Source organism: Luteimonas aquatica (genome assembly GCF_022662575.1).
GTDB lineage: Bacteria > Pseudomonadota > Gammaproteobacteria > Xanthomonadales > Xanthomonadaceae > Luteimonas > Luteimonas aquatica.
Genome location: NZ_JALBFU010000008.1, coordinates 62,198 through 84,897, shown reverse-complemented (window position 1 = coordinate 84,897; position 22,700 = coordinate 62,198). Strand labels below are relative to the sequence as shown.

At 70.1% G+C, this 22,700-nt stretch carries 21 protein-coding genes; 12 read left to right on the top strand and 9 right to left on the bottom strand.

The features are described from left to right. The first annotated feature begins 12 nt into the window (after nucleotides 1-12). From secY to MD221_RS13825, 10 genes are all read left to right on the top strand, one after another. Nucleotides 13-1,359 (top strand): preprotein translocase subunit SecY, encoded by a 1,347-nt coding sequence (gene secY / locus MD221_RS13870; protein WP_242112450.1) that lies wholly within the window; start codon nucleotides 13-15, stop codon nucleotides 1,357-1,359. Nucleotides 1,360-1,775: 416 nt separating this feature from the next. Beyond that, complete coding sequence (rpsM, locus tag MD221_RS13865) at nucleotides 1,776-2,132, top strand: 30S ribosomal protein S13 (RefSeq protein WP_242112422.1); 357 nt, start codon at nucleotides 1,776-1,778, stop codon at nucleotides 2,130-2,132. Nucleotides 2,133-2,145: 13 nt separating this feature from the next. Continuing rightward, nucleotides 2,146-2,538 (top strand): 30S ribosomal protein S11, encoded by a 393-nt coding sequence (gene rpsK, locus MD221_RS13860; protein ID WP_226470170.1) that lies wholly within the window; start codon nucleotides 2,146-2,148, stop codon nucleotides 2,536-2,538. Nucleotides 2,539-2,552: 14 nt separating this feature from the next. Further along, nucleotides 2,553-3,182, top strand: a complete 630-nt coding sequence (gene rpsD, locus MD221_RS13855; RefSeq protein WP_242112421.1) for a 30S ribosomal protein S4 — start codon at nucleotides 2,553-2,555, stop codon at nucleotides 3,180-3,182. Nucleotides 3,183-3,354: 172 nt separating this feature from the next. Beyond that, entirely contained in the window at nucleotides 3,355-4,353 is a 999-nt protein-coding gene (locus MD221_RS13850; protein WP_242112420.1) for a DNA-directed RNA polymerase subunit alpha, read from the top strand. 26 nt (nucleotides 4,354-4,379) lie between these two features. Further along, nucleotides 4,380-4,745 (top strand): 50S ribosomal protein L17, encoded by a 366-nt coding sequence (rplQ, locus tag MD221_RS13845; protein WP_242112419.1) that lies wholly within the window; start codon nucleotides 4,380-4,382, stop codon nucleotides 4,743-4,745. A 224-nt stretch (nucleotides 4,746-4,969) separates the two neighbouring features. After that, nucleotides 4,970-5,125 (top strand): hypothetical protein, encoded by a 156-nt coding sequence (locus MD221_RS13840; RefSeq protein WP_242112417.1) that lies wholly within the window; start codon nucleotides 4,970-4,972, stop codon nucleotides 5,123-5,125. Nucleotides 5,126-5,186: 61 nt separating this feature from the next. Then, nucleotides 5,187-8,078 (top strand): type 2 lanthipeptide synthetase LanM family protein, encoded by a 2,892-nt coding sequence (locus MD221_RS13835; RefSeq protein ID WP_242112416.1) that lies wholly within the window; start codon nucleotides 5,187-5,189, stop codon nucleotides 8,076-8,078. A gap of 113 nt (nucleotides 8,079-8,191) precedes the next feature. Further along, entirely contained in the window at nucleotides 8,192-8,692 is a 501-nt protein-coding gene (locus tag MD221_RS13830) for a disulfide bond formation protein B (protein ID WP_242112449.1), read from the top strand. 159 nt (nucleotides 8,693-8,851) lie between these two features. Continuing rightward, nucleotides 8,852-10,246 (top strand): class II 3-deoxy-7-phosphoheptulonate synthase, encoded by a 1,395-nt coding sequence (locus MD221_RS13825; protein WP_242112415.1) that lies wholly within the window; start codon nucleotides 8,852-8,854, stop codon nucleotides 10,244-10,246. Between the two features lie 34 nt (nucleotides 10,247-10,280). Here MD221_RS13825 and MD221_RS13820 read toward each other — a convergent pair whose 3' ends face one another. After that, on the bottom strand, nucleotides 10,281-11,420 hold the full coding sequence (locus MD221_RS13820; protein WP_242112414.1) for a mechanosensitive ion channel family protein: 1,140 nt from the start codon (nucleotides 11,418-11,420) through the stop codon (nucleotides 10,281-10,283). Between the two features lie 136 nt (nucleotides 11,421-11,556). After that, nucleotides 11,557-13,155 (bottom strand): amidase, encoded by a 1,599-nt coding sequence (locus tag MD221_RS13815; RefSeq protein WP_242112413.1) that lies wholly within the window; start codon nucleotides 13,153-13,155, stop codon nucleotides 11,557-11,559. On the opposite strand from MD221_RS13815, the gene MD221_RS13810 reads away from it, so the two are divergent. After that, nucleotides 13,154-13,813: a hypothetical protein gene (locus MD221_RS13810; protein ID WP_242112411.1), complete on the top strand. Its 660-nt coding sequence runs from the start codon at nucleotides 13,154-13,156 to the stop codon at nucleotides 13,811-13,813. The two genes, MD221_RS13815 and MD221_RS13810, sit on opposite strands and share 2 nt — an antisense overlap. 21 nt (nucleotides 13,814-13,834) lie before the next feature. On the opposite strand, the gene MD221_RS13805 is transcribed toward MD221_RS13810, so the two are convergent. After that, a complete protein-coding gene (locus MD221_RS13805) occupies nucleotides 13,835-14,308 on the bottom strand; it encodes a DUF2127 domain-containing protein (RefSeq protein ID WP_242112410.1) in 474 nt (157 codons plus the stop codon). 34 nt (nucleotides 14,309-14,342) lie between these two features. Beyond that, the gene (typA, locus tag MD221_RS13800) at nucleotides 14,343-16,202 is read right to left on the bottom strand and encodes a translational GTPase TypA (RefSeq protein ID WP_242112409.1); all 1,860 of its coding nucleotides are present in this window, start codon (nucleotides 16,200-16,202) and stop codon (nucleotides 14,343-14,345) included. A gap of 170 nt (nucleotides 16,203-16,372) precedes the next feature. On the opposite strand from typA, the gene MD221_RS13795 reads away from it, so the two are divergent. After that, nucleotides 16,373-16,867 carry a peptidylprolyl isomerase gene (locus MD221_RS13795; RefSeq protein WP_242112408.1) on the top strand — a complete coding sequence of 165 codons (495 nt, stop codon included), beginning with the start codon at nucleotides 16,373-16,375 and terminating at the stop codon, nucleotides 16,865-16,867. Between the two features lie 77 nt (nucleotides 16,868-16,944). Here the strand turns inward: MD221_RS13795 and MD221_RS13790 are convergent, their stop codons facing one another. The 5 genes from MD221_RS13790 to MD221_RS13770 all read right to left on the bottom strand — a co-directional run bounded on the left by MD221_RS13790 (nucleotide 16,945) and on the right by MD221_RS13770 (nucleotide 22,574). Next, nucleotides 16,945-18,009, bottom strand: a complete 1,065-nt coding sequence (locus MD221_RS13790; protein ID WP_242112407.1) for a hypothetical protein — start codon at nucleotides 18,007-18,009, stop codon at nucleotides 16,945-16,947. Between the two features lie 94 nt (nucleotides 18,010-18,103). Beyond that, on the bottom strand, nucleotides 18,104-18,523 hold the full coding sequence (locus tag MD221_RS13785) for a hypothetical protein (protein ID WP_242112406.1): 420 nt from the start codon (nucleotides 18,521-18,523) through the stop codon (nucleotides 18,104-18,106). 86 nt (nucleotides 18,524-18,609) lie between these two features. Next, nucleotides 18,610-20,019 carry an OmpA family protein gene (locus tag MD221_RS13780; protein ID WP_242112405.1) on the bottom strand — a complete coding sequence of 470 codons (1,410 nt, stop codon included), beginning with the start codon at nucleotides 20,017-20,019 and terminating at the stop codon, nucleotides 18,610-18,612. A 37-nt stretch (nucleotides 20,020-20,056) separates the two neighbouring features. Then, complete coding sequence (locus MD221_RS13775) at nucleotides 20,057-21,976, bottom strand: hypothetical protein (protein WP_242112404.1); 1,920 nt, start codon at nucleotides 21,974-21,976, stop codon at nucleotides 20,057-20,059. 16 nt (nucleotides 21,977-21,992) lie between these two features. Continuing rightward, nucleotides 21,993-22,574, bottom strand: coding sequence for a DUF3617 domain-containing protein (locus MD221_RS13770; protein ID WP_242112403.1), 582 nt, complete (start codon nucleotides 22,572-22,574; stop codon nucleotides 21,993-21,995). Nucleotides 22,575-22,700 lie beyond the last annotated feature (126 nt).

The following is a 22,700-nucleotide window of genomic DNA, read 5'->3' as shown; positions in this document are numbered from 1 at the left end:
AGCAGCGGTGCGATGGGCGGAATCGGCGGTGGCTTGGGCAAATTCACCGAGCTGCGCCAGCGCTTGCTGTTCGTGCTGGGGGCGCTGATCGTCTACCGCATCGGGTGCTACATCCCGGTGCCGGGCGTGAACCCCGACGCCATGCTGCGGCTCATGGAAGCGCAGAAGGGCACCATCGTGGACATGTTCAACATGTTCTCCGGCGGCGCCCTGCAGCGCTTCAGCCTGTTCGCGCTGAACGTGGTGCCGTACATCTCGGCCTCGATCATCGTGCAGCTGCTGGTGCAGATCGTGCCGGCGCTGAAGGCGATCCAGAAGGAAGGCGAGTCCGGACGCCGGCGCATCACCCAGTGGTCACGCATCGGCGCGATTCCGCTGGCGGTGTTCCAGGCGGCCGGCATCGCCACCGCGCTGCAGAGCGGCGCCGGCACCGGCGTGCAGGCGGTCTACACCCCCGGCATCGGCTTCGTGCTGACCGCGGTGGTGGCGCTGACCGCCGGCACCATGTTCCTGATGTGGCTGGGCGAGCAGGTGACCGAGCGCGGCGTCGGCAACGGCGTGTCGCTGATCATCTTCGCCGGCATCGTGGCCGGTCTGCCGGGCGCGGTGCTCAACACCATCGAGCAGGCGCGCAACGGCGACATGAGCCCCCTGTCGGTGATCATGATCGTGGCGATCGTGCTGGCCTTCACCTACTTCGTGGTGTTCGTCGAGCGCGGGCAGCGCCGGATCACGGTGAACTACGCGCGCCGCCAGGGCGGCCGCAGCGCGTACATGAACCAGTCCTCGTTCCTGCCGCTGAAGCTGAACATGTCGGGCGTGATCCCGGCGATCTTCGCCTCGTCGATCATCATGTTCCCCTCGACGATCACCACCTGGTTCGGCAGCCAGACCGCGTCCGGCGGCCTGCAGCTGACCCTGCAGAAGATCAGCCAGATGCTGGCCCCGGGCGAGCCGCTGCACATGATCCTGTTCGCGGTGCTGATCGCCGGCTTCGCGTTCTTCTACACGGCGCTGGTGTTCAACTCGCAGGAAACGGCGGACAACCTCAAGAAGTCCGGCGCGCTGATCCCGGGTATCCGTCCGGGCAAGGCCACGGCCGACTACATCGACAGCGTGCTGACCCGGCTCACCGCCGCCGGCGCGATCTATCTGGTGCTGGTCTGCCTGCTCCCGGAAGTGATGCGCACCGAGCTGGGCACCTCGTTCTCCTTCGGCGGCACCTCGCTGCTGATCGTGGTGGTCGTGGTGATGGACTTCATCGCCCAGATCCAGGCCCACCTGATGTCGCACCAGTACGAGAGCCTGCTGAAGAAGGCCAACCTGAAGGGCGGCACCCGCGGGCTCTCGCGGAGTTAAGATAGGACTCCTCCGCGACGCGGAGGGGGGCGCGAAAGCGCCGGGGCGGGGCCGCGCAAGCGACCTATGCCCGGACCTTCACCCGCCAGCCGGGGGAAGGGCAGCAATACCGGTTTCCCCCACGAAGGCGGGGGGAAACAGATGGGCGACTCGCGCGGCGGTCTCGTGCGCGGGTGGGCCAGGGCCAGTCCCCGCGCTTGAGTGGCGAGGGGCGGGCGGGGCAACCGGGCGACCGGGGGCTTCGTCCAGCCGGGGTCCGTCGCCGGAGCATGGGCACACTCCCCATGCCGGGTCCGGGGTGGCTTGCCGCCCGGGGCTTCCTAACAACCCGAGACCCTGTTAGAATTTCGTGTTCACTGCGCCGGATTCCGGATTTCCCGGACGTCCCGGCCATCAAACCAGTTGGAGATCCGCGCATGGCGCGTATTGCAGGTGTCAATCTGCCTGCCCAGAAGCATGTCTGGGTCGGGCTGCAAAGCATCTACGGCATCGGCCGTACCCGTTCGAAGCAGGTCTGCGACGCCGCAGGCGTGGCCTCGACCACCAAGATCCGCGACCTGTCCGAGCCGGAAGTCGAGCGCCTGCGCGCCGAAGTCGGCAAGTACGTGGTCGAGGGCGACCTCCGCCGCGAGGTGGGTATCGCCATCAAGCGCCTGATGGACCTGGCCTGCTACCGCGGCCTCCGTCACCGCCGCGGCCTGCCGCTGCGCGGTCAGCGTACCCGGACCAATGCCCGTACCCGCAAGGGTCCGCGCAAGGCCATCAAGAAGTAAGGGGTAGACAGACATGGCCAAGCCGGCAGCAGCCAAGACCAAGAAGAAGATCAAGCGCGTCGTCACCGACGGCGTCGCCCACGTCCACGCTTCTTTCAACAACACCATCGTCACGATCACCGACCGCCAGGGCAATGCGCTGTCGTGGGCGACTTCGGGCGGCGCGGGTTTCCGCGGCTCGCGCAAGTCCACCCCGTTCGCCGCCCAGGTCGCCGCGGAGAAGGCCGGCAAGGCCGCCCTCGACTACGGCGTGAAGTCGCTGGAAGTGCGCATCAAAGGCCCGGGTCCGGGCCGCGAATCGGCCGTGCGTTCGCTGAACAACGTCGGCTACAAGATCACCAACATCATCGACGTGACGCCGATCCCGCACAACGGGTGCCGTCCGCCGAAGAAGCGTCGCGTCTGAGGAGCTGAAGAAGCATGGCTCGTTATATCGGTCCCACCTGTAAGCTCGCCCGTCGCGAAGGCGTCGATCTGTCGCTGAAGAGCCCGGCCCGCGCGCTGGACTCCAAGTGCAAGCTCGAGCAGAAGCCCGGCCAGCACGGCGCCACCGCCCGCAAGGGCAAGCTGTCCGACTACGCCACCCAGCTGCGCGAAAAGCAGAAGGTCAAGCGTATCTACGGTCTGCTGGAGCGCCAGTTCCGCAACTACTACAAGAAGGCCTCGACCAAGAAGGGCAACACCGGCGAGACCCTCCTGCAGATGCTGGAAACCCGCCTGGACAACGTCGTCTACCGCATGGGCTTCGCGGTCACCCGCCCGGCGGCGCGCCAGCTGGTCTCGCACCGCGGCGTCACCGTCAACGGCAAGGCCGTCAACCTGCCCTCGTACCAGGTCAAGGCCGGCGACGCGATCGCGCTGTCCGAGCGCGCGCAGAAGCAGCTTCGCGTGCAGGAGGCCCTGAGCGTCTCCTCCACGATGGATCTGGCCCCGTCCTGGATCGAGGTCGACAGCAAGAAGTTCAGCGGCGTGTTCAAGTCGGTGCCGGACCGCGGCGACCTGCCGGCCGACATCAACGAAGCGCTGATCGTCGAGCTGTACTCGAAGTAATCGCGGTGTTCTGGGCACGGCGCCCGCTTTGGTAACGGCGGAGCCGCCTCCCTCTACACAGGCCGACGCGCCCCGCGCGTCGGCCGCTCCCTTCCGGAAGGGAGCGCCCCAAGCGTAATGCCAGCCGTCGGCACCCCCAGCCCGATGGTTCACCGCAGGAGAAATCACAAACATGACGGCTAATGCCAACCAGGTCCTGCGCCCCCGCGGCCCCCAGATCGAACGCCTCGCCGGCAACCGCGCGAAGGTCGTGATCGAACCGCTCGAGCGCGGCTACGGCCATACCCTCGGCAATGCGCTGCGCCGAGTGCTGCTGTCGTCCATCCCCGGCTTCGCGATCACCGAGGTCGAGATCGACGGCGTCCTGCACGAATACAGCACCATCGAAGGTCTGCAGGAGGACGTGCTCGAAGTCCTGCTGAACCTGAAAGACATCGCCATCCGCATGGGCACCGGCGACAGCTCCACGCTGACCCTGTCCAAGGCGGGCCCGGGCGTGGTGACCGCCGCCGACATCAAGACCGACCACAACGTCGAGATCCTCAACGGCGACCACGTGATCTGCCATCTCACCAAGGATGCGTCGATCAACATGCGCCTGAAGATCGAGCGCGGCTTCGGCTACCAGCCGGCCGCCGCCCGCCGCCGTCCGGACGAGGAAACCCGCGCCATCGGCCGCCTGATGCTGGACGCCTCGTTCTCGCCGGTCCGCCGCGTCGCCTATGAGGTCGAGGCCGCCCGCGTCGAACAGCGCACCGACCTCGACAAGCTGGTGCTCGACATCGAAACCAACGGCACGATCGACGCCGAGGAAGCCGTGCGCACCGCCGCCGACATCCTCACCGACCAGCTGTCGGTGTTCGGCGACTTCACGCACCGCGACCGCGGCGCCGCCAAGCCGGCCACGGCGGGCGTCGACCCGATCCTGCTGCGCCCGATCGACGACCTCGAACTGACCGTGCGTTCGGCCAACTGCCTCAAGGCCGAGAGCATCTACTACATCGGCGACCTGATCCAGAAGACCGAAGTGGAGCTGCTCAAGACGCCGAACCTCGGCAAGAAGTCGCTGACCGAAATCAAGGAAGTCCTCGCCCAGCGTGGGCTGTCCCTCGGCATGAAGCTCGAGAACTGGCCGCCGGCGGGCGTTTCCGCCCACGGCATGCTCGGCTAAGTTAAAAATCACCAGGAATCACGACCATGCGCCACCAGAAATCCGGACGCAAATTCAGCCGCACCAGCGCGCACCGCGATGCGATGTTCACCAACATGGCGGCCTCGCTGATCAAGCACGGCCTGATCCGCACCACGCTGCCCAAGGCCAAGGAACTGCGCCGCGTCGCCGAACCGCTGATCACGCTGTCCAAGCGCGACGGCGTCGCCAACCGCCGCCTGGCCTTCTCGCGCCTGCGCGACAAGGAAGCCGTCGGCAAGCTGTTCGTCGAACTCGGCCCGCGCTACCGCGAGCGTCCGGGCGGCTACCTGCGCATCCTCAAGTGCGGCTTCCGCGACGGCGACAACGCGCCGATGGCGTACGTCGAGCTGGTCGACCGCCCGCAGGCGTAATTCGGACGCTTCCGCAGGAGCAGGCCGGCCGCGCGTCATGCTGATGCGGGGCCCGATGGCCGAATCTCGCAAGACGGACCCCGGCCTCGCGCCGGGGTTTGTCTTTTCCGGCCCGGCCTTGCCAATGCCCTAACGGCATGCGTGCTAGAACCGCGGCTGGGTCGCGCGTAGCGGGCGGGCGCGCGGCCATGCCGATTCGCCCGGTTCATCCACAGGAGAGATCCATGCCGGTACATGCAGAGGTTTCCCAGGACGTTTACGCGCAACTGCTGAAGGACAGCATCGGGACCCCCGATCTCAGCGACGACAAGCTGGTCGACAAGGGCAGCAACATGGCGACCGCGAACACCTGCTATCGCAGCTGCCTCCACTGCGACTGATCGCAGCGCGGCAATCGTCCGCAACCTCGCGGGCTGCGCCGTCGGCGCAGCCCGTTTTGCTATGCCCGACCTTTCCGAAGACAGCCCCGATCTCGCGGCGCTGACGCCGTTGCTGCGCTGGGCGGAGCCGCTGCTGGCGCCGGCGCGCGAGCGCGCGCTCGCGCGGTGGGCGGACGCGGCCCGCCGCCAGCCCGAGCGCCTCGACATGGCGGCGCTGCGCGGGAGCATCGACAGCGCCTTCGCGCTGCCGGCGCTGTCCTGGAGCTGCCGCAGCCTGCTGCTGGAACTGGCGCTGGCGCGCCACGCGCGCAGCCTGCCGGGCGCGACGCCGGCGCAACGCTTCCGGGCCTTCCTCGACTGGATCGACGGCGCCGCCGGCCGGGCCGCGCTCGATGCGCGATACCCCTTGCTGGGCCCCGACGTGTCGCGCCTGGTGGGGCAGACGGAGCGGTCGCTCGATCGGCTGCTGTCGCGCCTGCTCGAGGATGGCGCCGACCTACCCGCGCTGTTGCCCGGGGCGGAGGCGACGGGGCGGTTGCGAGGCATCGCCATCGGGCTGGGCGATCGGCACGACGACGGCGACAGCGTGGTCCGCCTGGATTTCGAGGCCGGGCGCGTGCTGTACAAGCCGCGCTCGCTGGCGATGGACGCGGCCTACGCGCAGTTCCTGCACGCACTCGCGCGCGCCGGCGTGGAGCCGGCGCAGCGTGCGGCGGCGGTCCTGGACAGGGGCGACTACGGCTATGCGCAATGGATCGCGCATGCGCCGATCGGCGCGGCCGCGCAGGCCGCGGCGTTCTACCGCCGCTACGGCGGGCTGGCGGCGATCGCCTACCTGCTGGGCGCCACCGACCTGCATTACGAGAACCTCATCGCCTGCGGCGACACGCCGGTGCTGATCGACCTGGAAACGCTGTTCCAGCCCTGGCTCAGCCGCCGCGGTCCGGTGAGCGGACGCCATCCGCCGTACGCGGCCACGGCGCTGCTGTCCGGACTGCTGCCCTCCGATCGCGGCGACCCCGGGGCGCAGGATCTCAGCGGTCTGGCCTGGGCGGGGCATCGCCGCACGGTGCGGCGCGCGGACGGCGCCGGCACCGACGCGCTGCGCTTGGCGCAGGTCGAGGAGACGGCGCCGCATGCCGCGAACCTGCCGCACCTGGCCGACGGCACGCGCATGGCGCCGCAGGCGCACGTCGAAGCGATCGTGGCCGGCTTCGAAACCACCTATCGCGGCCTGCTCGCGCTCAAGCCGCGGCTGCGCGCGCAGCACGGACCGCTGGCGCCGTTCGTGCGGACCCGCCCGCGCGCGCTGCTGCGCTCCACGCAGATCTACGCGCGCCTGCTCGATGCCTTGTCGCATCCGCAATACCTGCGCACTGGCGAGGAGCGCGAAGCGGTGCTGGCGCGCCTGCAGGCCGGCTGCCGCGAATGGCCGTTCCTGGCGCGCACGCAGGACGCCGAGCGCGCGGCGCTGCTGCGCGGCGACGTGCCGCGGTTCTGGGCGGAGGCGGACGGCACCGACGCGGTCGACGGCGACGGACATCGCGTGCCGCGGCTGTTCGTGCGCTCGGGGTGGCGCGAGGCGGGGCGCCGCGCGCGCGGCCTGTCGACGCGCGACCTGCGGCGGCAGGTTTATCTGTTGCGGCAGTCGCTGGAGAGCATCCGTCCCGCCGCCGAGCTCGGCGATGCGATGCCGCCGCCATCGGGGCCGGCACCGGCGCGGCGCGCCGAGGAGACGTTCCTGGGCACGGCGGTGGCGCTCGGCGATCGACTGCTGCGGCTCGCGTTCCGCGATCGCGGCGAGATCACGTTCTTCCAGCTCGAATACCGCGGCGATGCGCAGCCGGCGGTCGCGCCGATGGGCGCCACGCTGTACGACGGACTGCCGGGCATGGCGCTGCTGTTCGCCGAGCTCGGCGCGCAGAGCTGCATGCCGCGTTTCGCGCGGGCGGCCGAAGCCGCGCTCGCCTCCACGCGGCGATTGCTGCGCGACGATCCGTCGGCCTTGGCGCCGGTCGGTCCGTTCACCGGATCGAGCGGCTGGGCCTACGTCCTGCTCGCGCTGGGTCAGCGGTGGCGGCGTCCGGCCCTGGTCGAGGAAGCCCTCGCCTGGCTTCCGCGCATCGCCGCCGGCATCGCCGGGGACGGCGAGTTCGACCTGGTCGGCGGAAGCGCAGGCGCGCTGTTCGTGCTGCTGGAGTTGCAGCGCCGGCGCCCGAGTGCCGAGGTGCGCGCGGCAATGGCGGCGTGCGCCGCGCGCCTGGCCGAGACCGCGCAATGCGACGCCGACGGCGCGTCCTGGCCCGGCCCGGCCGCGCTCGGACGGCGGCTGAGCGGCTACGCGCACGGCAGCGCCGCCATCGGTGCGGCGCTCGCGCGCTACGCGCAGGCGTACGGCGATGCGCGGGCACTGTCGCTGGCGCGGCAGGCGCTGCGCTTCGAACGCGCCGCCCGCGCGCGCCGCGGCGGGCACTGGCACGATCTGTACGGCATCGAGGACGCGGCGGGCGGTGCGCAGCGCGACACCGATTCCTGGTGCCACGGCGCTTCCGGCGTCGGCCTGGCGCGGTTGTCCTGGCCCGTGCCCTTGCGCGATGCCGCCTGGGACGCGGAGCTCGCCGACTGCATGGCGCGGACCCTGGCCGGCGCGGACGACGATGCCGGGCACTGCCTCTGCCATGGCCGGTGGGGCAACCTGGAACTGCCGCTGCAATGGGCGGTGCAGCGCAACGACGCCGCCTTGCTGGCGCGCTGCCGGCAGGTCGGGCACGCGCTGCTGCGGGCACAGGAAGAGGCCGACTGGCGCTGCGGCGGCCGTTCGGCCGCGGAGACGCCGCTGGGCTTGATGATCGGCCTGGCCGGCATCGCCTACGGCTGCCTGCGGTTGGCCGATCCCTGGCACGCGCCTGCCGTGCTGAGCCTGGGCGTCGGCACCGCCGCAACGGACGAGTAGCCGCAGCGGCGGGATGCCCGCGCGCGCGGCGGGGCGGTACCATGTGAACGTTCCACGCCCTTCGCTGTCCGAAGAGGCGCCATCCCGGACAACCAGGCCATTGCATGATGTCTTTGAACGTTTCCCGCTGGTCCTTCCGCGCGCAATGCCTGGCCGGGTTCGCGGTCTGCGCCGCGTTGATCGGTTTCGCGATCTTCTCGCAGTCCCAGTGGGGACTGCAGCCCTGTCCGCTGTGCATCTTCCAGCGCATCGCCTTCGCCGCGCTCGGCGTGGTGCTGCTGGTCGCCGGCCTGCACGCGCCGCGCGGCGGCAAGGGACGGGCGGCCTACGGCGTGCTGGCGCTGATCCCGGCGCTGACCGGCCTGGGCATCGCCGCCCGCCACGTCTGGATCACCCATCTGCCGGCGAACGAGGTCCCCGAGTGCGGGCCGCCGCTGGCCTTCATGATGGAGGCCAATCCGATCACCGACGTGATCAAGAAGGTGCTCACCGGATCGGGCGAATGCGCCAAGGTGGATTGGACCTTCCTGGGCCTGTCGATGCCGGCCTGGAGCCTGCTGTGGTTCGTGCTGCTGACCCTGCTGGTGCTGACGGCCGCGTTCCGCCGCCGCTGAAGCCCTGAAAATTCCCGTCCGGGCACGGTCCGGATAGTTGCAGCCGCAAGGGTTGCAGACCGCCTTTTTCAGGCGGATCATGCTTTCGCTGCACCGCAACAAGGTGCGGCGCCCACCGCCATGCCGCGCGCTTCGCGCCTGCCACGTACGATCACGACCATGCCCACGCCCGACCGCAATCTCCGCTCTGTCGATCTTCCCGCCGACTGGGCGCCCGACAGCTGGCGCGCGCGTCCGGCGCTGCAGATGCCGACCTATCCCGACGCGGCCGCGCTGGCCGGCGTGCAGGCGGAGCTGGGCGCGCTGCCGCCGCTGGTGACGTCCTGGGAAATCCTCGCGCTCAAGCAGCAGCTGGCCGAGGCGCAGGAGGGCAGGCGGTTCCTGCTGCAGGGCGGCGACTGCGCCGAGAGCTTCAGCGACTGCACCTCGGACGTGATCTCCAACCGGCTCAAGGTGCTGCTGCAGATGAGCCTGGTGCTGGTGCACGGCCTGCGCCTGCCCGTGGTGCGGGTGGGCCGCTTCGCCGGGCAATACGCCAAGCCGCGCTCGGCCGACATGGAAACGCGCGGCGACGTGTCGCTGCCGAGCTACCGCGGCGACGTGGTCAACGGGCCGGAGTTCACGCCCGAGGCGCGCGTGCCCGACCCGCGGCGCATGGTCAAGGCGCATGCGCGTTCGGCGATGACGATGAATTTCGTGCGCTCGCTGATCGACGGCGGTTTCGCCGACCTGCACCATCCCGAGTACTGGGACCTGCGCTGGGTCACGCATTCCCCGCTGGCGGACGAGTACCACCGCATGGTCTCCGGCATCGGCGACGCGGTGCGCTTCATGGAGACGCTCTCCGGCAGCCAGGTGCACAACCTCAACCGCGTCGACTTCTACACCTCGCACGAGGCCTTGCTGCTGCCGTACGAGGAGGCGCAGACGCGGCAGGTGCCGCGGCAGTGGGGCTGGTTCAACCTCAGCACGCACTTCCCGTGGATCGGCATGCGCACCGCCGCGCTCGAGGGCGCGCATACCGAATACTTCCGCGGCATCCGCAATCCGATCGCGGTGAAGGTCGGCCCCTCGGTCACGCCCGACCAGCTGCTGGCGCTGATCGACGTGCTCAATCCCGACGATGAGCCGGGGCGCCTGAGCCTGATCCACCGCATGGGTGCGGCGCAGGTGGCCGAGAAGCTGCCGCCGCTGCTGGAGGCGGTGAAGCGCGACGGCCGCCGCGTGCTGTGGATCTGCGACCCGATGCACGGCAACACCGAATCCACCAGCAACGGCTTCAAGACCCGCCGCTTCGACAAGATCCGCGGCGAGATCGAGCAGTCCTTCGACGTGCATGCCGCGGCCGGCACGCGCCTGGGCGGCGTGCACCTGGAGCTGACCGGCGAGGAAGTCACCGAATGCACCGGCGGCGCGCGCGACCTGACCGACGTCGATCTCGAGCGCGCCTACCGCTCCACCGTCGATCCGCGCCTGAACTACGAGCAGGCGCTGGAAACGGCGATGCTGATCGTGCGCAAGCAGTCGCAGCTGGGGTCGGCGGTCCGCGTCTGAGGCGCCGCTGCCGCGGCGCCGCGAAGCGCCGCCTCTAGCCGCCGGGAATCTCCGCGCCGTCCTCCGCGCGCGGCGAACTGGGCAGATCGGGCTCCGCGGATGCCGGCGCGTTGGCGCGCGAGGGCGGCGCGGCCATGTTCGCGCGCAGCACCGGCAGCGACTGCGGGTGTTCGCGCCGCAGGAAATCGATCAGGCGCTCGCGCACCGCGCAGCGCAGGTCGAAGGCGTCGCCGGAGTTGCCGGCGCTGACCAGGCAGCGCACCTGCATCGACCGGTCGTCGGTGTCGGTGACCTGGGCCAGGCATACGCGCCCGTCCCAGCGCGGATCGGTGTCGCAGATGCGCTGCAGTTCCGCGCGCAGCGCCTCCATCGGCGTGTGGTAGTCCAGCCACAGGAAGGCGCTGCCGATCAGCTGCGCGGAGCTGCGCGTCCAGTTCTGGAACGGGTTCTCGATGAACCAGACCAGCGGCACGACCATCCTGCGTTCGTCCCAGACGCGCACCACCACGTAGGTGCTGGTGATCTCCTCGATGCGTCCCCATTCGCCCTCGACGATGACCACGTCGTCCAGCCGGATCGGCTGCGCCAGGGCGATCTGCAGGCCGGCGATCAGGTTGCCGAACACCGGCTTGGCGGCGATGCCGGCGACGATGCCGAGCACGCCGGCCGAGGCGAGCAGCGTCGCGCCGAGCTGGCGCACGGTCGGGAAGGTCATCAGCACGGAGGCCAGTCCCAGGCACAGCAGCCCGCCCATCGCCACGCGCGCAAGCACCCGGGTCTGGGTCTGGATGCGCCGCGCGAGCAGGTTGTCGGCGATGTCGAGCGGATATTGGCGCAGGATGGCGCGTTCGGCGACGGACACCAGGCGCAGGCCGAGGCCGGTGAGGCAGGCGATCAGGCCGATGCCGATGGCATGCCTGGCGATCGACAGGTCGCGCGGCCCCAGCGGCGTGCGTGCCAGGGCGATGGTGAGGAACAGCAGCGGCAGCGCCACCGCCGCCGGCATCGCGAACGCCCGCAGCAGGGCGGCGCGCAGCGATTGGCTGCGCCGCGTGCGCCGCGCCAGCGCGAGCAGCGACTGGCGGGCGATGAAGCCGAGCAGCAGCGCCGCCAGCAGCGGCAGCGCCCAGCGCGCCAGCAGCGCGGTGTCGATGTTCGCAAGGATGCGGTCCATCGGCCGCCATTTTCCGGCAACGGGTGTTAAGGCAGGTTGTTCGCCGGCTGGCGCGACGGTGGCGAGAGACGCATGCCGTCATTCCTGCGCAAGCAGGAACGACGGCTGGCAGGGGAGCGCGGGAAGTCCGTGCGCGTCAGGGCGCGACGGTGGGCAGGAAGCGCGGCGGCTTGCGCGCGTGCGTGAGCTGCTCGAAGGCGTAGGCGAGCTCGATCAGGCGCGCCTCGCCCCAGGCGCGGCCGAGGAACACCAGGCCGAAGGGCAGGCCGTGGCTGTCGCCCATCGGCACGGTGACGCTCGGCGTGCCCGCGACCGCGGCGGTGCCGTAGTTGGCGCCGGTGAAGAAATCGCCGTTGACCGGATCGGTGAGCCAGGCCGGGCCCGTGGCCGGCGCGATCACGGCATCCAGGCGGTTCTTCTCCAGCGTGGCCTCGATGCCTTGCTTGCCGGCTAGGCGCCGCGCCTTCTCGCGCGCTTCCAGGTAGGCCTTCTCGGTGAGCGGGCCTTTTTCCCGTGCCCGTTCGAACAGTTCCTGCCCGAACAGCGGCATCTCGCGCGCGGCGTGCTCGCGGTTGAAGGCGATCAGCGCGTCCAGCGTCCGGATCGGCGCGTCGCTCTTGCGCAGGTAGGACTCGAGATCGGTCTTGAATTCGTACAGCAGCACCTGGAACTCGGCATCGTCCCATTGCCCGAGGTCGGCGATCTCGGCCTCGACCACGGTGGCGCCGGCGGCCTTGAGCACGGCGATGGCGCGCTGGTAGGCGGCATCCACCTCGGGCTGCGCGTTGACGCGCTGGCCCTTGAGCATGCCGATGCGCGCGCCCTTGAGCGCGTCGGCCTTCAGGTGCGCGGCGTAGTCGACGGCCGGCGGGCGCGAGGCCTGCGTGGAGGCGTCGTCGGCTTCGTCGCGCGCGGCCATCGCGGTCAGCAGCAGCGCGGCGTCGGCGACGCCGCGCGTCATCGGCCCGGCGGTGTCCTGGCTGTGCGAGATCGGGATGATGCCTTCGCGGCTGACCAGGCCCACGGTGGGCTTGATGCCGACCAGGCCGGCCACCGAGGCGGGACAGATCACGCTGCCGTCGGTCTCGGTGCCGACGCCGGCGGCGGCCAGGTTGGCCGAGATCGCCGTGCCGGTGCCGGAGCTGGAGCCGCAGGGATTGCGGTCGAGCGCGTAGGGATTGCGGGTCTGGCCGCCGCGTCCGCTCCAGCCGGAGATCGAGCGCGAGGAGCGGAAGTTCGCCCATTCGCTGAGGTTGGTCTTGCCCAGGATCACCGCGCCGGCCGCGCGCAGGCGCTGCACGAGGAAGGCGTCGCGCCCGGGCCGGTGCTCGGCGAGGGCGAGCGAACCGCCGGAGTTGACCATCGGCGTGGCGTCGATGTTGTCCTTGAGCAGGATCGGGATGCCCTGCAGCGCCCCGCGCGTCTTGCCGGCCTTGCGTTCGGCATCGCGCGCGGCGGCTTCCTGCAGCGCGTCGGGATTGAGCTCGATCACCGAATTGAGCGTCGGTCCGGCCTTGTCGATCGCCGCGATGCGCGCGAGATAGGCGCGGGTCAGCGCGACGCTGTCCAGCTCGCCGCGCGCCATGCGCGATTGCAGCGAGGCGATGTCGGCCTCTTCGTAGGCGAAGGCGGCGGGCGCGGCGTGCTTCGCATCCGCATGCGTATCGGAAGCCAGCGCCGGCGCGGCGAGCGCGCACAGGCCGCAGGCGGCGAGCAGGGTGAGGCGCGGAAGCATGGTCTGGTTCCTGGAAGCGGGGAGAAGGCCCGTGCCGCGGGCACGCGATCGCCATGCGGCATCGCCCGCGAGGATACAGGCTGATGCGGCCGCGGATCGCTATGATGCGGGCGGCGATGGACGCGGCCGCCGGCCGGAGCGAGAGTCGATGCAAGCGCAGGGCGAGATCCACGGATGGGCGGCGGTCGGCATCGGCCTCGGATTCCTGTTCCTGACCATCGCCATCTTCGTGGTGCTCGGGATCGCGACCAATCGCGGCGCGCGCCGGGCCGCCGTGCTTCTCGAGGAGGCGGCCGGGGGCATGAGCGTTCCGCTGGTTGCCGCCTTCACCGGATGGAAGGGCGTGCCGTGGATAGCGCTCGCCCAGTCCAGCCTGGCGCCGCGACTGATCCTGCATGAGCGGGACTTCCAGTACCAGGTGATCCGCCTGAAGCGCCGGCCCTACGCCGATCTCTCGGCGGTCGATCTGCGCACGACTCTCGGCACGGTCAACATCGTGCTCGAATTCCGCAACGAGCCACTGACCTTCGCGGGCAACACCGCCAGCCGGGAGATCGCCGCCAAGGCGCTGGCGCTGCTGGCGGCGAAGGGCTGTCCGCTCACGCCGCGGGCGCGGGCGCTGCTGCCCGCGGAGGGCGCGGCGGACGGGCGCGCCTAGCAAGGACGCGCAGGCGCGCGCTCAGCGCCGCCGCCTGAGCAGATCCCGCGCCAGCACCCACACCACCAGCAGGTTGATGCCCAGCACGCTCCAGGCCATCCAGCCGGGATGGCGGAACAGGGCATAGACGTCGAAGGGCAGATAGACGGCGGCGCCGAGGCAGCCCAGCCACGAGGCCCAGGCCTTGACGCGCCACAGGCCCCAGGCTTCGACCAGGCGCATCAGGCCATAGAGCAGGGCGATGGCCGCCGCGATATGCACCGAATCGGGATCGATCGCCTGCGACAGCCAGCCCAGCGCACCGTGATCGGGATCGAGCTGCAGGCGGCCGGTCAGCTCGTGCAGCCAGCGCACCAGTGGCGCCGGGCCGAGCAGCTCCAGGCCGCTGGCGACGAACAGCGCCAGCAGCCCCTTGGCCGCCTCGAAGATCGCGATGGCGTGCAGGCCCGGATGCGCGTGCGGATCCGGGTCGTAGCTCGCCTGCTCGGGGACCATGGAAGGTCGGGCGCGCGGACGTCGGGTGCGCGGATCAGGCGGCGCGGCTGGCGCGCTTGCGGTCCACTTCGGTGCGCAGCTTCTTGCGCAGGCGGATGGCCTTGGGCGTGACCTCGACCAGTTCGTCGTCGTCGATGAACTCCAGCGCCTGCTCCAGCGACAGCTTGATCGGCGGGATCAGGCCCTCGTCCTGGTCCTTGCCCGCGGCGCGGAAGTTGGTGAGCTGCTTGCCGCGCAGGGCATTGACCGTGAGGTCGTTGTCCTTGGAGTGGATGCCGACGATCTGGCCCTCGTAGATTTCCTCGCCCGGCTCGATGAACAGGCGTCCGCGCTCCTGCATGGCGATCTGCGCGTAGGCGGGCGAGGGGCCGGTGCCGTTGGAGATCAGCACGCCGTTGATGCGCTGGCCGATCTCGCCTTCCGCGCGCGGCGCGTAATGGTCGAAGACGTGGAACAGCAGGCCGGTGCCGGCGGTGAGCGTGCGGAACTCGGTCTGGAAGCCGATCAGTCCGCGCGCGGGGATCAGGAACTCCAGGCGGACGCGGCCCTTGCCGTCGGGCTCCATGTTCTGCAGCTGCGCCTTGCGCTCGCCCAGGCGGCCCATCACGCCGCCCTGGAACTGTTCTTCCATGTCGACGACCAGCTGCTCGTACGGCTCCTGCTTGACGCCGTCGACGTCGCGGATGATCACTTCCGGACGCGACACGGCCAGCTCGTAGCCTTCGCGGCGCATGGTCTCGATCAGGATCGACAGGTGCAGCTCGCCGCGGCCGCTGACCTTGAACTTGTCGGCGTCGGCGGTGTCCTCGACCTTCAGCGCGACGTTGTGCTGGGTCTCGCGCGTGAGGCGGTCGCGCAGCTGGCGCGAGGTGAGGAACTTGCCGCCGCTGCGCTCCTTGACGCCGGCGAACGGCGAATCGTTGACCTGGAAGGTCATCGAGATGGTCGGCTCGTCGACGGTGAGCACGGGCAGCTGCTCGACCGCCTCGGGCGCGCACAGCGTATCGGAGATGCCCAGGCCCTCGATGCCGCTGAAGGCGATGATGTCGCCGGCCCGCGCCTCGGCCACTTCCACGCGCTCCAGGCCCATGAAGCCGAGCACCTGCAGCACCTTGGCGCCGCGGGTCTTGCCCTCGCGGTCGATCAGGGTGACGTTCTGGTTGGTCTTCACCTTGCCGCGCTGGATGCGGCCCACGCCGATGATGCCGACGTAGTTGTTGTAGTCCAGGCTGGTGACGCGCATCTGGAAGGGGCCGTCCGGGTCGACCGGCGGCGCGGGCACGTGCTGGCAGATCGCCTCGAACAGCGGCGTCATGTCGCCCTCGCGCACCTCGTCGGTGAGGCCGGCGTAGCCCTGCAGGCCGGAGGCGTAGACGGTGTGGAAGTCGAGCTGGTCGTCGTTGGCGCCCAGGCGGTCGAACAGGTCGAAGGTCTGGTCCAGCACCCAGCTCGGGCGCGCGCCGGGACGGTCGACCTTGTTCACCACCACGATCGGCTTGAAGCCCATCGCGAAGGCCTTCTGGGTGACGAAGCGCGTCTGCGGCATCGGGCCGTCCATCGCGTCGACCAGGATCAGCACCGAGTCCACCATCGACAGCACGCGCTCGACCTCGCCGCCGAAGTCGGCGTGGCCGGGGGTGTCGACGATGTTGATGCGCCAGGCCTCGCCGGTCTTCGGATCGGTCCAGCGGATCGCCGTGTTCTTGGACAGGATGGTGATGCCGCGTTCCTTTTCCAGGTCGTTGCTGTCCATGACGCGGTCCGGGACCACGGCGCGCTCGTTGAGCGTGCCGGACTGCTTGAGCAGCTGGTCGACGAGAGTGGTCTTGCCATGGTCGACGTGGGCGACGATGGCGATGTTGCGCAGGCGTTCGACGGATTGGGATGCGGACATGACGAGTGCGCGCCGGTTGCGGTGGGGCAGGGCGCGGGTAGGTAGTGAAGGTAGCCCATCATTATAGCGTGTTGCAGTGCGGCAAAGGGGGCGCCGCCGGGGGCGATTGAATCGGGCCGCCGCCGCCCTCATCTCCCGGGTCTGTCCCAACCCCAACAGAAGGTCCCCGCATGTCCCTGCATGCCGTTTTCGATACCGACCGTGGCCCGATCAAGGTCGAGCTGTACCCCGACAAGGCGCCGCTGACGGTGGCCAATTTCGTCAATCTGGCCAAGCGCGGGTACTACGACGGGCTGAATTTCCACCGCGTGATCGCCGATTTCATGGTCCAGGGCGGCTGTCCGGAGGGGTCGGGCCGCGGCGGCCCGGGCTACAAGTTCGAGGACGAGACCCGCAACGGCGTGAAACATGAACGCGGCGTGCTGTCGATGGCCAACGCCGGCCCGAACACCAACGGCAGCCAGTTCTTCATCACCCACGTCGCCACGCCCTGGCTGGACGGCAAGCACACCGTGTTCGGCAAGGTCGTCGAGGGCCTGGAGACGGTGGACAAGGTCAAGCAGGGCGACGGCATCAAGTCGGTCCGCATCGAGGGCGATGCCGAGGCGGCCCTGGCGGCCAAGGCCGAGCGCGTGGCCGAGTGGAACAAGATCCTGGCGGCCTGACCGCCCGCTGACTCGCCCGTCGCCGGGCGGGACGGGAGGCGCCGCCGACGGCGCCTCCCCATCCACGGGGGGACGATTCAGTTGCCCCCGCCTTTGCCTTCGCGCTTGCCCATGATGAAGCTGCCGGGCAGCCCCATGCCCAGGCCGCCCGGGCGGTCGGAAGGCCCGGTGCGGACCATCCCCGTGCCTTTGGTGGTGGTGAAGGCGTCCACCATGATCTCGCCGGTCAGGTCGGACAGCTCGAGCGTGCCGCCGCGGTTGTTCTGGCGCAGGCTGGCGATCGCGTTGTACCCGGAATTCCAGACCGCGACGATGCCGCCGTTGCTGCCCTCCTCGGTCTCGATCGAGGCGACGGGCGTTTCGGTGGTGCGGTAGACGGCCGCGATGCCGCCCTTGTTGTCCACCGTGCCGATCCTGGCCATCAGCTTGCCGGCCGGATTGCGCACCTCCACGCCGCCCTCGCTGCTCTTGGCGTCCACGCCGATGGCGGCGAGCGGGCGATTGGGGCCGACGGTGCGCGAATACAGCCGCAGCGAAGGATTGCCCTTCGCCGACACGCCCAGGCTGGCGACGCGCTCGTGGCCGTCGCGCACCTCGAAGCCGTCCTCGAGGTTCATCAGCGAGCGGATATCGCGCTCGCCGCCGGCGCCGGCGACGTAGACGCCCATCGCCTCGTCGTCCATCTCGCCGATCCAGGCCTGCTGGCCGTCGTTGCGCACCCGGATCCCCGACCTGTCGCCGGCCTCGATCACCACGCCCTTGGCGGCGGCTCCGGGCCGCGAGGCGTCGTTGAGCACGAACACGCCGCGATTGCCTCCCGAGAACACCGACAGGATCGGCAAGCCTTTTTCGTCGACGATACTGAAAGGCGCCTTGAACCTGCCCGAGCGCAATTGCTTCTCCACGGTTTCCATGCGGCCTTCCAGGCGCGCGACCTGCTGCGGGAGGATCAGTTCGGGCGCGGTGGGTTCGCTGTAGGCGGCCCAGCTGAGCAGGGTCAGCGCGACGGCGGCGGCGGCCGCGCCGCGCAGGCGCACGGGCGCGGGCCCGTGCCCGCCGGGGACGCGCCGCTGCAGATCGGCGACTTGCGCCTGCAGCGTTTGCAACTGCCGTTGCAGCGTCTCGGGGGTATCGATGGTCATGGCGATGAGATCCGTGGTGGTGGGGAGGCGTTGCGGCGCCGGCGCCCGGTTCGTTTCACTGGTGCTTTCCCGTGGCGGGAGGACGGCGCGACCGTCAAGGCAGGAGCGAAAGCCGCCGGCCGTGCACGCGCACGCGCGCTCCCTTGCGCAATGCCTCGGGCGGGTCTTCCTGCCGGAGAGTGAGGTAGCGGCCATCGTCCATGCGTACGGCGATGTCGTAGCCGCGCGTGTCCTCGCGCTCGTCGTCGCCGTCGTCCGTCGCGGCATCGCGCGCGGCGCCGGCCACGGTGGCGACATCGCTGTCGATGTGGCCGAGGGCTACGTCGCCCAGGGCGCCGCCGACCGCGCGCAGCACCGCCTTGCCGCGGCGGCGCTGCGATTCGATGCGCACCACCGTGCCGCAGTCGCGGCAGGACACGGCGGCATCGCGCACCGGGCGCGCGCGCTCGGCGGCATCGGCGCAATGGGCGGCGACGATCAACGCCGATGCCAGGAGAAGCGTGGAAATGCGCATGGTGGTGAGTTCCGTGGGCTGTTCTGGAAGGCGTGCGCGTGTCGCGCGCGCGGGATCGGCGAGACTGTCGGCGGCGATCTCCGCCCTCATCGCCGCGCCAGCTCGACGCGCCGGTTCCTGGCGCGCCCGGCATCGGAATCGTTGCTCGCCACCGGCTCGGTATCGCCCTTGCCTTGCGGGCGCAGTCGGTCGCCGGCGATGCCGTAGTCGCGGTTGAGCGTGTGCACCACCGCCTCGGCGCGCCGTTGCGACAGCGCCAGGTTGTAGGCCGGCGTGCCCTTGTTGTCGGTGTGCCCGATCACCGCCACCTTCAGCGCGGCATCGTCCTTGAGCAGCTGCGAGATCTGGTCGAGTTGCGGGCGCGATTCCGGCTTGATGTCGGACTTGTCGAAGTCGAACAGGATGCCGTACACCGAGATGTTGCCGGTGCTGGCGATCGCGCTGGCCATTTCCTCGGCGCTGGCGGTTTTCGCCTCCGGCGCCGGCGGTTCGAGCAGGGGCGGTGTTGCCTCGGCGAGACCCGGCGCGGCGGCCTTGCTCTCCTCGACGGGCGCCGGCGGTTCCTCCACCGCCGGCGCGCGCTCCTCGATCTTCGGCTCGGCATCCTTGATCGCCGGTTCGCGCTCCTGGATCACGGGCTCGCGTTCCTGGATGGCGGGTTCGCGCGCCTGGGTCACCGGCGCCTCCGGCTCGGCCACGGGAGGCTGGGCCGGCGGCTGCGCCGGTGCGTCGGTCTTCACCTTGCCGGTGTCCATCGACTTGGTTTCCACCACGTCGACCAGCACGCGCGGCAGGATGTGGCCCTCGTCGCTGTCGCCGGCCAGCAGGGCGACGTAGGCGATGCCTTCCGGCCGCGTCGCCTTGTACAGGCCATAGCGCGCGTGGTTGGCGTAATGGCGGCCGTTGTCGGCGACGTCGAAGTTGTCGAGCAGGTCGCCGAGCTGGCTCGGGTCCTTGCGCGTGCCCGCCAGGCAGGTGTTGTCGTTGCAGGCATAGACCTGCTCGAAGCCGTTGGCCTTGAGCTTGGTCTCGTAGTTGCGGTACAGCTCCAGCGAGGAACGCTCGGCGGGCGCCTCGTAGCGGATGCGGGTGTGGCGGCCTTCCAGCTTCAGCCATTCCGCGCCTGAACGGTCGTCCAGGGCGTCGCGATCGACCAGGGCCTGGTAGTCGACCGGCGCCTGCAGCAGCGAGGCTTCGTCGAATTCGGATTGCTTGTAGGCGCGGATGCGGGCGCCTTCATAGCGTCCGACCAGGGGATGGTCCTTGCCTTCGGCGGCGCCGGCGTCCGATGCCGGGTCCTGGCTGGCGGCTTCGCGCTTGGTGTCGTCGCTCCTGGCGTCGTCGCTTTGGGCGTCATCGCTCTTGATCGCGTCGGTCGCGGCGCTGGCGGCGGCCTCGGCGGTGGCGTCCTGCGCATGGACGGCATTGCAGAAGGCGAGGGCGAGCGCGAGACCGAACAGGGCGGGCAGGCGCGGGCGGGCGGAGGATGTTGTCATGTCGCATTGGCTCCTGGAGGGAGGGGGGAATGTCCGCTTACGGACAGGCGGGATTGCAGGCCAGCACGTCCACGCTGTACTCGCCGTGGGTTTTGCCGCGGTCGCGCTGGCGGGCGAAGGTCTGCTTGATCTGCAGAATGTCCTTCCGGGCGCCGACCCTGGTGACGGCGAATTCGGCCGGCCCGTCGTTGAAGGCGCGCTGGAAGATGGTGAAGGCGCCCGGATAGGGAAGGTCGTAGACGATGACGTTCGGGATGGGCGACAGCGGCGACAGCGCCACCTGCCGGACCGTGGCGGCCTCGTCCTTGAAGTCCATGACCGCGGGCTGCAGTTCGATGCGCAGGCGGTCGCCGCGCAGGTCGCCGCGCACCGGGATGCGGAAGAAGGCCGGCGCCAGCGAACGGGCCATCGTGCCGCCCTTGTCGATCATGATGCTGCCCGGATCCCAGCCCGAGTAATCGCCGTCGTTGAGCGGATTGGCGAGCGGCTCGACGCGCACTTCGCTGAAAGCCACGCCCTTGGCGAACTTCGGGAACAGCACCTGGATGGCCCGGTCCTTCGACTTGAACTGGGACGCGTTGCCGATCAGCTCGCCGCTCAGCGCAATCGCCGCGCCGGCGGCATGCCTGGGATAGCGCAGGATCAACTGTCCGTTGATCCTGATGCGGAACTTCCACCAGGGCGTGCCGGCCTTGGAGACGACGCCGTACATGCTGCCGCTGACCGGGCCGGTGAATGCCTGGCAGTACTTGTCGAAGTAGCGGTTCGAGGCGTAGCCGACCAGATCGTTGACGACCTTCGGCAGCGCCAGGCCGGCCCAGCCGTCGACCGAGGTCAGGCACAGCTTCCACGTGCTCTCGATCGTCTGCTGGATGGCGGGCGGCATCCGGCCCGTGCCCATCGCCTGGCCGACCAGCTTGGTCGGAACGTTCTCCACCAGCCAGCCCTTTATCAGCTCCGCCGGCGTGGCGAGCAGGCCCATGCTGAAGTCGACGAACTTCAGCGCATTGATGACCACGTCGAGCTGGTCGCAGACCACGTTGCCATGCTGCAGCCTGGCCAGCGCCTGCCTGGCCTGCCCATTGGACTGCTTGGCCTTCGCCTGCCATTCGCGCAGTTGCCGGCCCAGCGGCTCGGCGGCTTTGCGGATGCGCGGGCTGAGGCTGCGCAAGCGGTTGAACGGTTCGATCGACTTGACCCAGCCCGGCGCCTGGCCGCGCGGCTGCGCGGATTCCATGGTCTTGCGCAGCGTGCCGAGCTTGCGCTTGAACTCGTCCTTGGCCGGCGAGTCGGGCAGCGTGGCGATGCGCTGTTCCACCAGATCCAGGGCCTGGTAGGCCGTCTCGGCGACCTGCTTGGCGTCCTGCGCGATCTCGGTCGGCGAAAGCGGTTCGCAGAGGCTGCCCGGCGGCTCGGCGACGTCGAATTCGGTCTTGCCCCGGTCGGCTCCGAGCGTGGCGACCACGCTGTGCGTTCCGGTGACGATCGGGGTGTAGACGGTTTCGAAGGTGCCGGAATTGGCGATCCTGGCCTGCAGCGTGGTCGGCGGCTGCGGACGCGTCTGGTCGCTCATGGTCTGTGCGCCGGTGTCCAGCTCCCGGGTGCCCGCAGGGCAGCCCTGGTCGGGCGGGCCGGGCGGTTCCTTGGCCTGTCGCGAGGTGACCGTGATCGAGAGCGTCTTCCCGGCCAGCGCCAGCGCCGCGACGCCGCGCAACTTGACGGGCTTGCCCATGGCGGTGGTGTAGGGCTTGCCCGGGATCGGCGGCGTCCATGGCTGTCCCAGCGGCAGATTGCCGGGCACCGCTTCGAGATAGATGACGACGTCGCGGGACTCGAAGCCGTTCGCGGCATCGCCGCCGTCGCCGCCCGCGTCCTGGGCGTGCGCGAGCGCGACGCCCGCGATCGCAAGAGCGCACAGCATCCGGCCGGCCAGTCGCGCGGCGCGCGAGGCGTGCATGCGGCGGCCCATGGCGTCAGCGGCCACCGGCGGCGCGCCGCAGCGCTTCCGGCAGTTCGGCCGGATGCATCGCGTCCTCGCCATAGGCCTGCGTGTAGGCATGGCCCGGCTGCTGGTCCTGCCGGCAAGGACCGACCCACTCGGCGAAGTGGCTGAGCTTCTCGCCGCCGCCGTCCGGGTCGCCGTCCCGGCGCGTGACCACGTCGCGGAAGTAGAGGTCGTTGCTGTCGATGCGCACGCGCGCGCCGACGCTGCGGTCGGGGTAGCGGCACTCCATCGTGCCGAGGTAGAGGCCGGGCTTGGGCGTGCCGCCGTCGACGCTGCACTTGGCGTCCGCCGGCGGCGGCGGATCGATCAGCGCCGCGCTGGCGGGGTCGATACACAGGTAGACCTTGCCGTGTTCGGCCAGCGCTTCGAACTCCGGCCCCTCGACGCGCCAAAGCCCGGCCTTGAGCCGGGTCTTAGCCGCGCCGGCGGTGGCCGCTGCCGGGGACTGCTTCGCGGGCGCGTCGGCGTCCGACGCCTCCTGCCGGCTGCAGCCCGCGCCGGCGACGGCGGCTAGCATCAGGAGGAAGGCGGAATGGGCAATGCCGGTCATGGACGTCTCCGAGAGGAAAGGCGGGCGGATGTCTGGACAGTTGTCCGGAATCCGCTGAATGCGGCGGTGCTCGCCGAGGTGCGCCAACGTAGGGCGCGCATCCGCTTCCGGCCCGGAAGAAAAATT

Coding starts and splice junctions, on each gene's coding strand:
- secY (WP_242112450.1), top strand. CDS start 13: ATGGGCGGAATCGGCGGTGGCTTGGGCAAATTCACCGAGCTGCGCCAG.
- rpsM (WP_242112422.1), top strand. CDS start 1,776: ATGGCGCGTATTGCAGGTGTCAATCTGCCTGCCCAGAAGCATGTCTGG.
- rpsK (WP_226470170.1), top strand. CDS start 2,146: ATGGCCAAGCCGGCAGCAGCCAAGACCAAGAAGAAGATCAAGCGCGTC.
- rpsD (WP_242112421.1), top strand. CDS start 2,553: ATGGCTCGTTATATCGGTCCCACCTGTAAGCTCGCCCGTCGCGAAGGC.
- MD221_RS13850 (WP_242112420.1), top strand. CDS start 3,355: ATGACGGCTAATGCCAACCAGGTCCTGCGCCCCCGCGGCCCCCAGATC.
- rplQ (WP_242112419.1), top strand. CDS start 4,380: ATGCGCCACCAGAAATCCGGACGCAAATTCAGCCGCACCAGCGCGCAC.
- MD221_RS13840 (WP_242112417.1), top strand. CDS start 4,970: ATGCCGGTACATGCAGAGGTTTCCCAGGACGTTTACGCGCAACTGCTG.
- MD221_RS13835 (WP_242112416.1), top strand. CDS start 5,187: ATGCCCGACCTTTCCGAAGACAGCCCCGATCTCGCGGCGCTGACGCCG.
- MD221_RS13825 (WP_242112415.1), top strand. CDS start 8,852: ATGCCCACGCCCGACCGCAATCTCCGCTCTGTCGATCTTCCCGCCGAC.
- MD221_RS13820 (WP_242112414.1), bottom strand. CDS start 11,420: ATGGACCGCATCCTTGCGAACATCGACACCGCGCTGCTGGCGCGCTGG.
- MD221_RS13810 (WP_242112411.1), top strand. CDS start 13,154: ATGGTCTGGTTCCTGGAAGCGGGGAGAAGGCCCGTGCCGCGGGCACGC.
- MD221_RS13815 (WP_242112413.1), bottom strand. CDS start 13,155: ATGCTTCCGCGCCTCACCCTGCTCGCCGCCTGCGGCCTGTGCGCGCTC.
- MD221_RS13805 (WP_242112410.1), bottom strand. CDS start 14,308: ATGGTCCCCGAGCAGGCGAGCTACGACCCGGATCCGCACGCGCATCCG.
- typA (WP_242112409.1), bottom strand. CDS start 16,202: ATGTCCGCATCCCAATCCGTCGAACGCCTGCGCAACATCGCCATCGTC.
- MD221_RS13795 (WP_242112408.1), top strand. CDS start 16,373: ATGTCCCTGCATGCCGTTTTCGATACCGACCGTGGCCCGATCAAGGTC.
- MD221_RS13790 (WP_242112407.1), bottom strand. CDS start 18,009: ATGACCATCGATACCCCCGAGACGCTGCAACGGCAGTTGCAAACGCTG.
- MD221_RS13785 (WP_242112406.1), bottom strand. CDS start 18,523: ATGCGCATTTCCACGCTTCTCCTGGCATCGGCGTTGATCGTCGCCGCC.
- MD221_RS13780 (WP_242112405.1), bottom strand. CDS start 20,019: ATGACAACATCCTCCGCCCGCCCGCGCCTGCCCGCCCTGTTCGGTCTC.
- MD221_RS13775 (WP_242112404.1), bottom strand. CDS start 21,976: ATGCACGCCTCGCGCGCCGCGCGACTGGCCGGCCGGATGCTGTGCGCT.
- MD221_RS13770 (WP_242112403.1), bottom strand. CDS start 22,574: ATGACCGGCATTGCCCATTCCGCCTTCCTCCTGATGCTAGCCGCCGTC.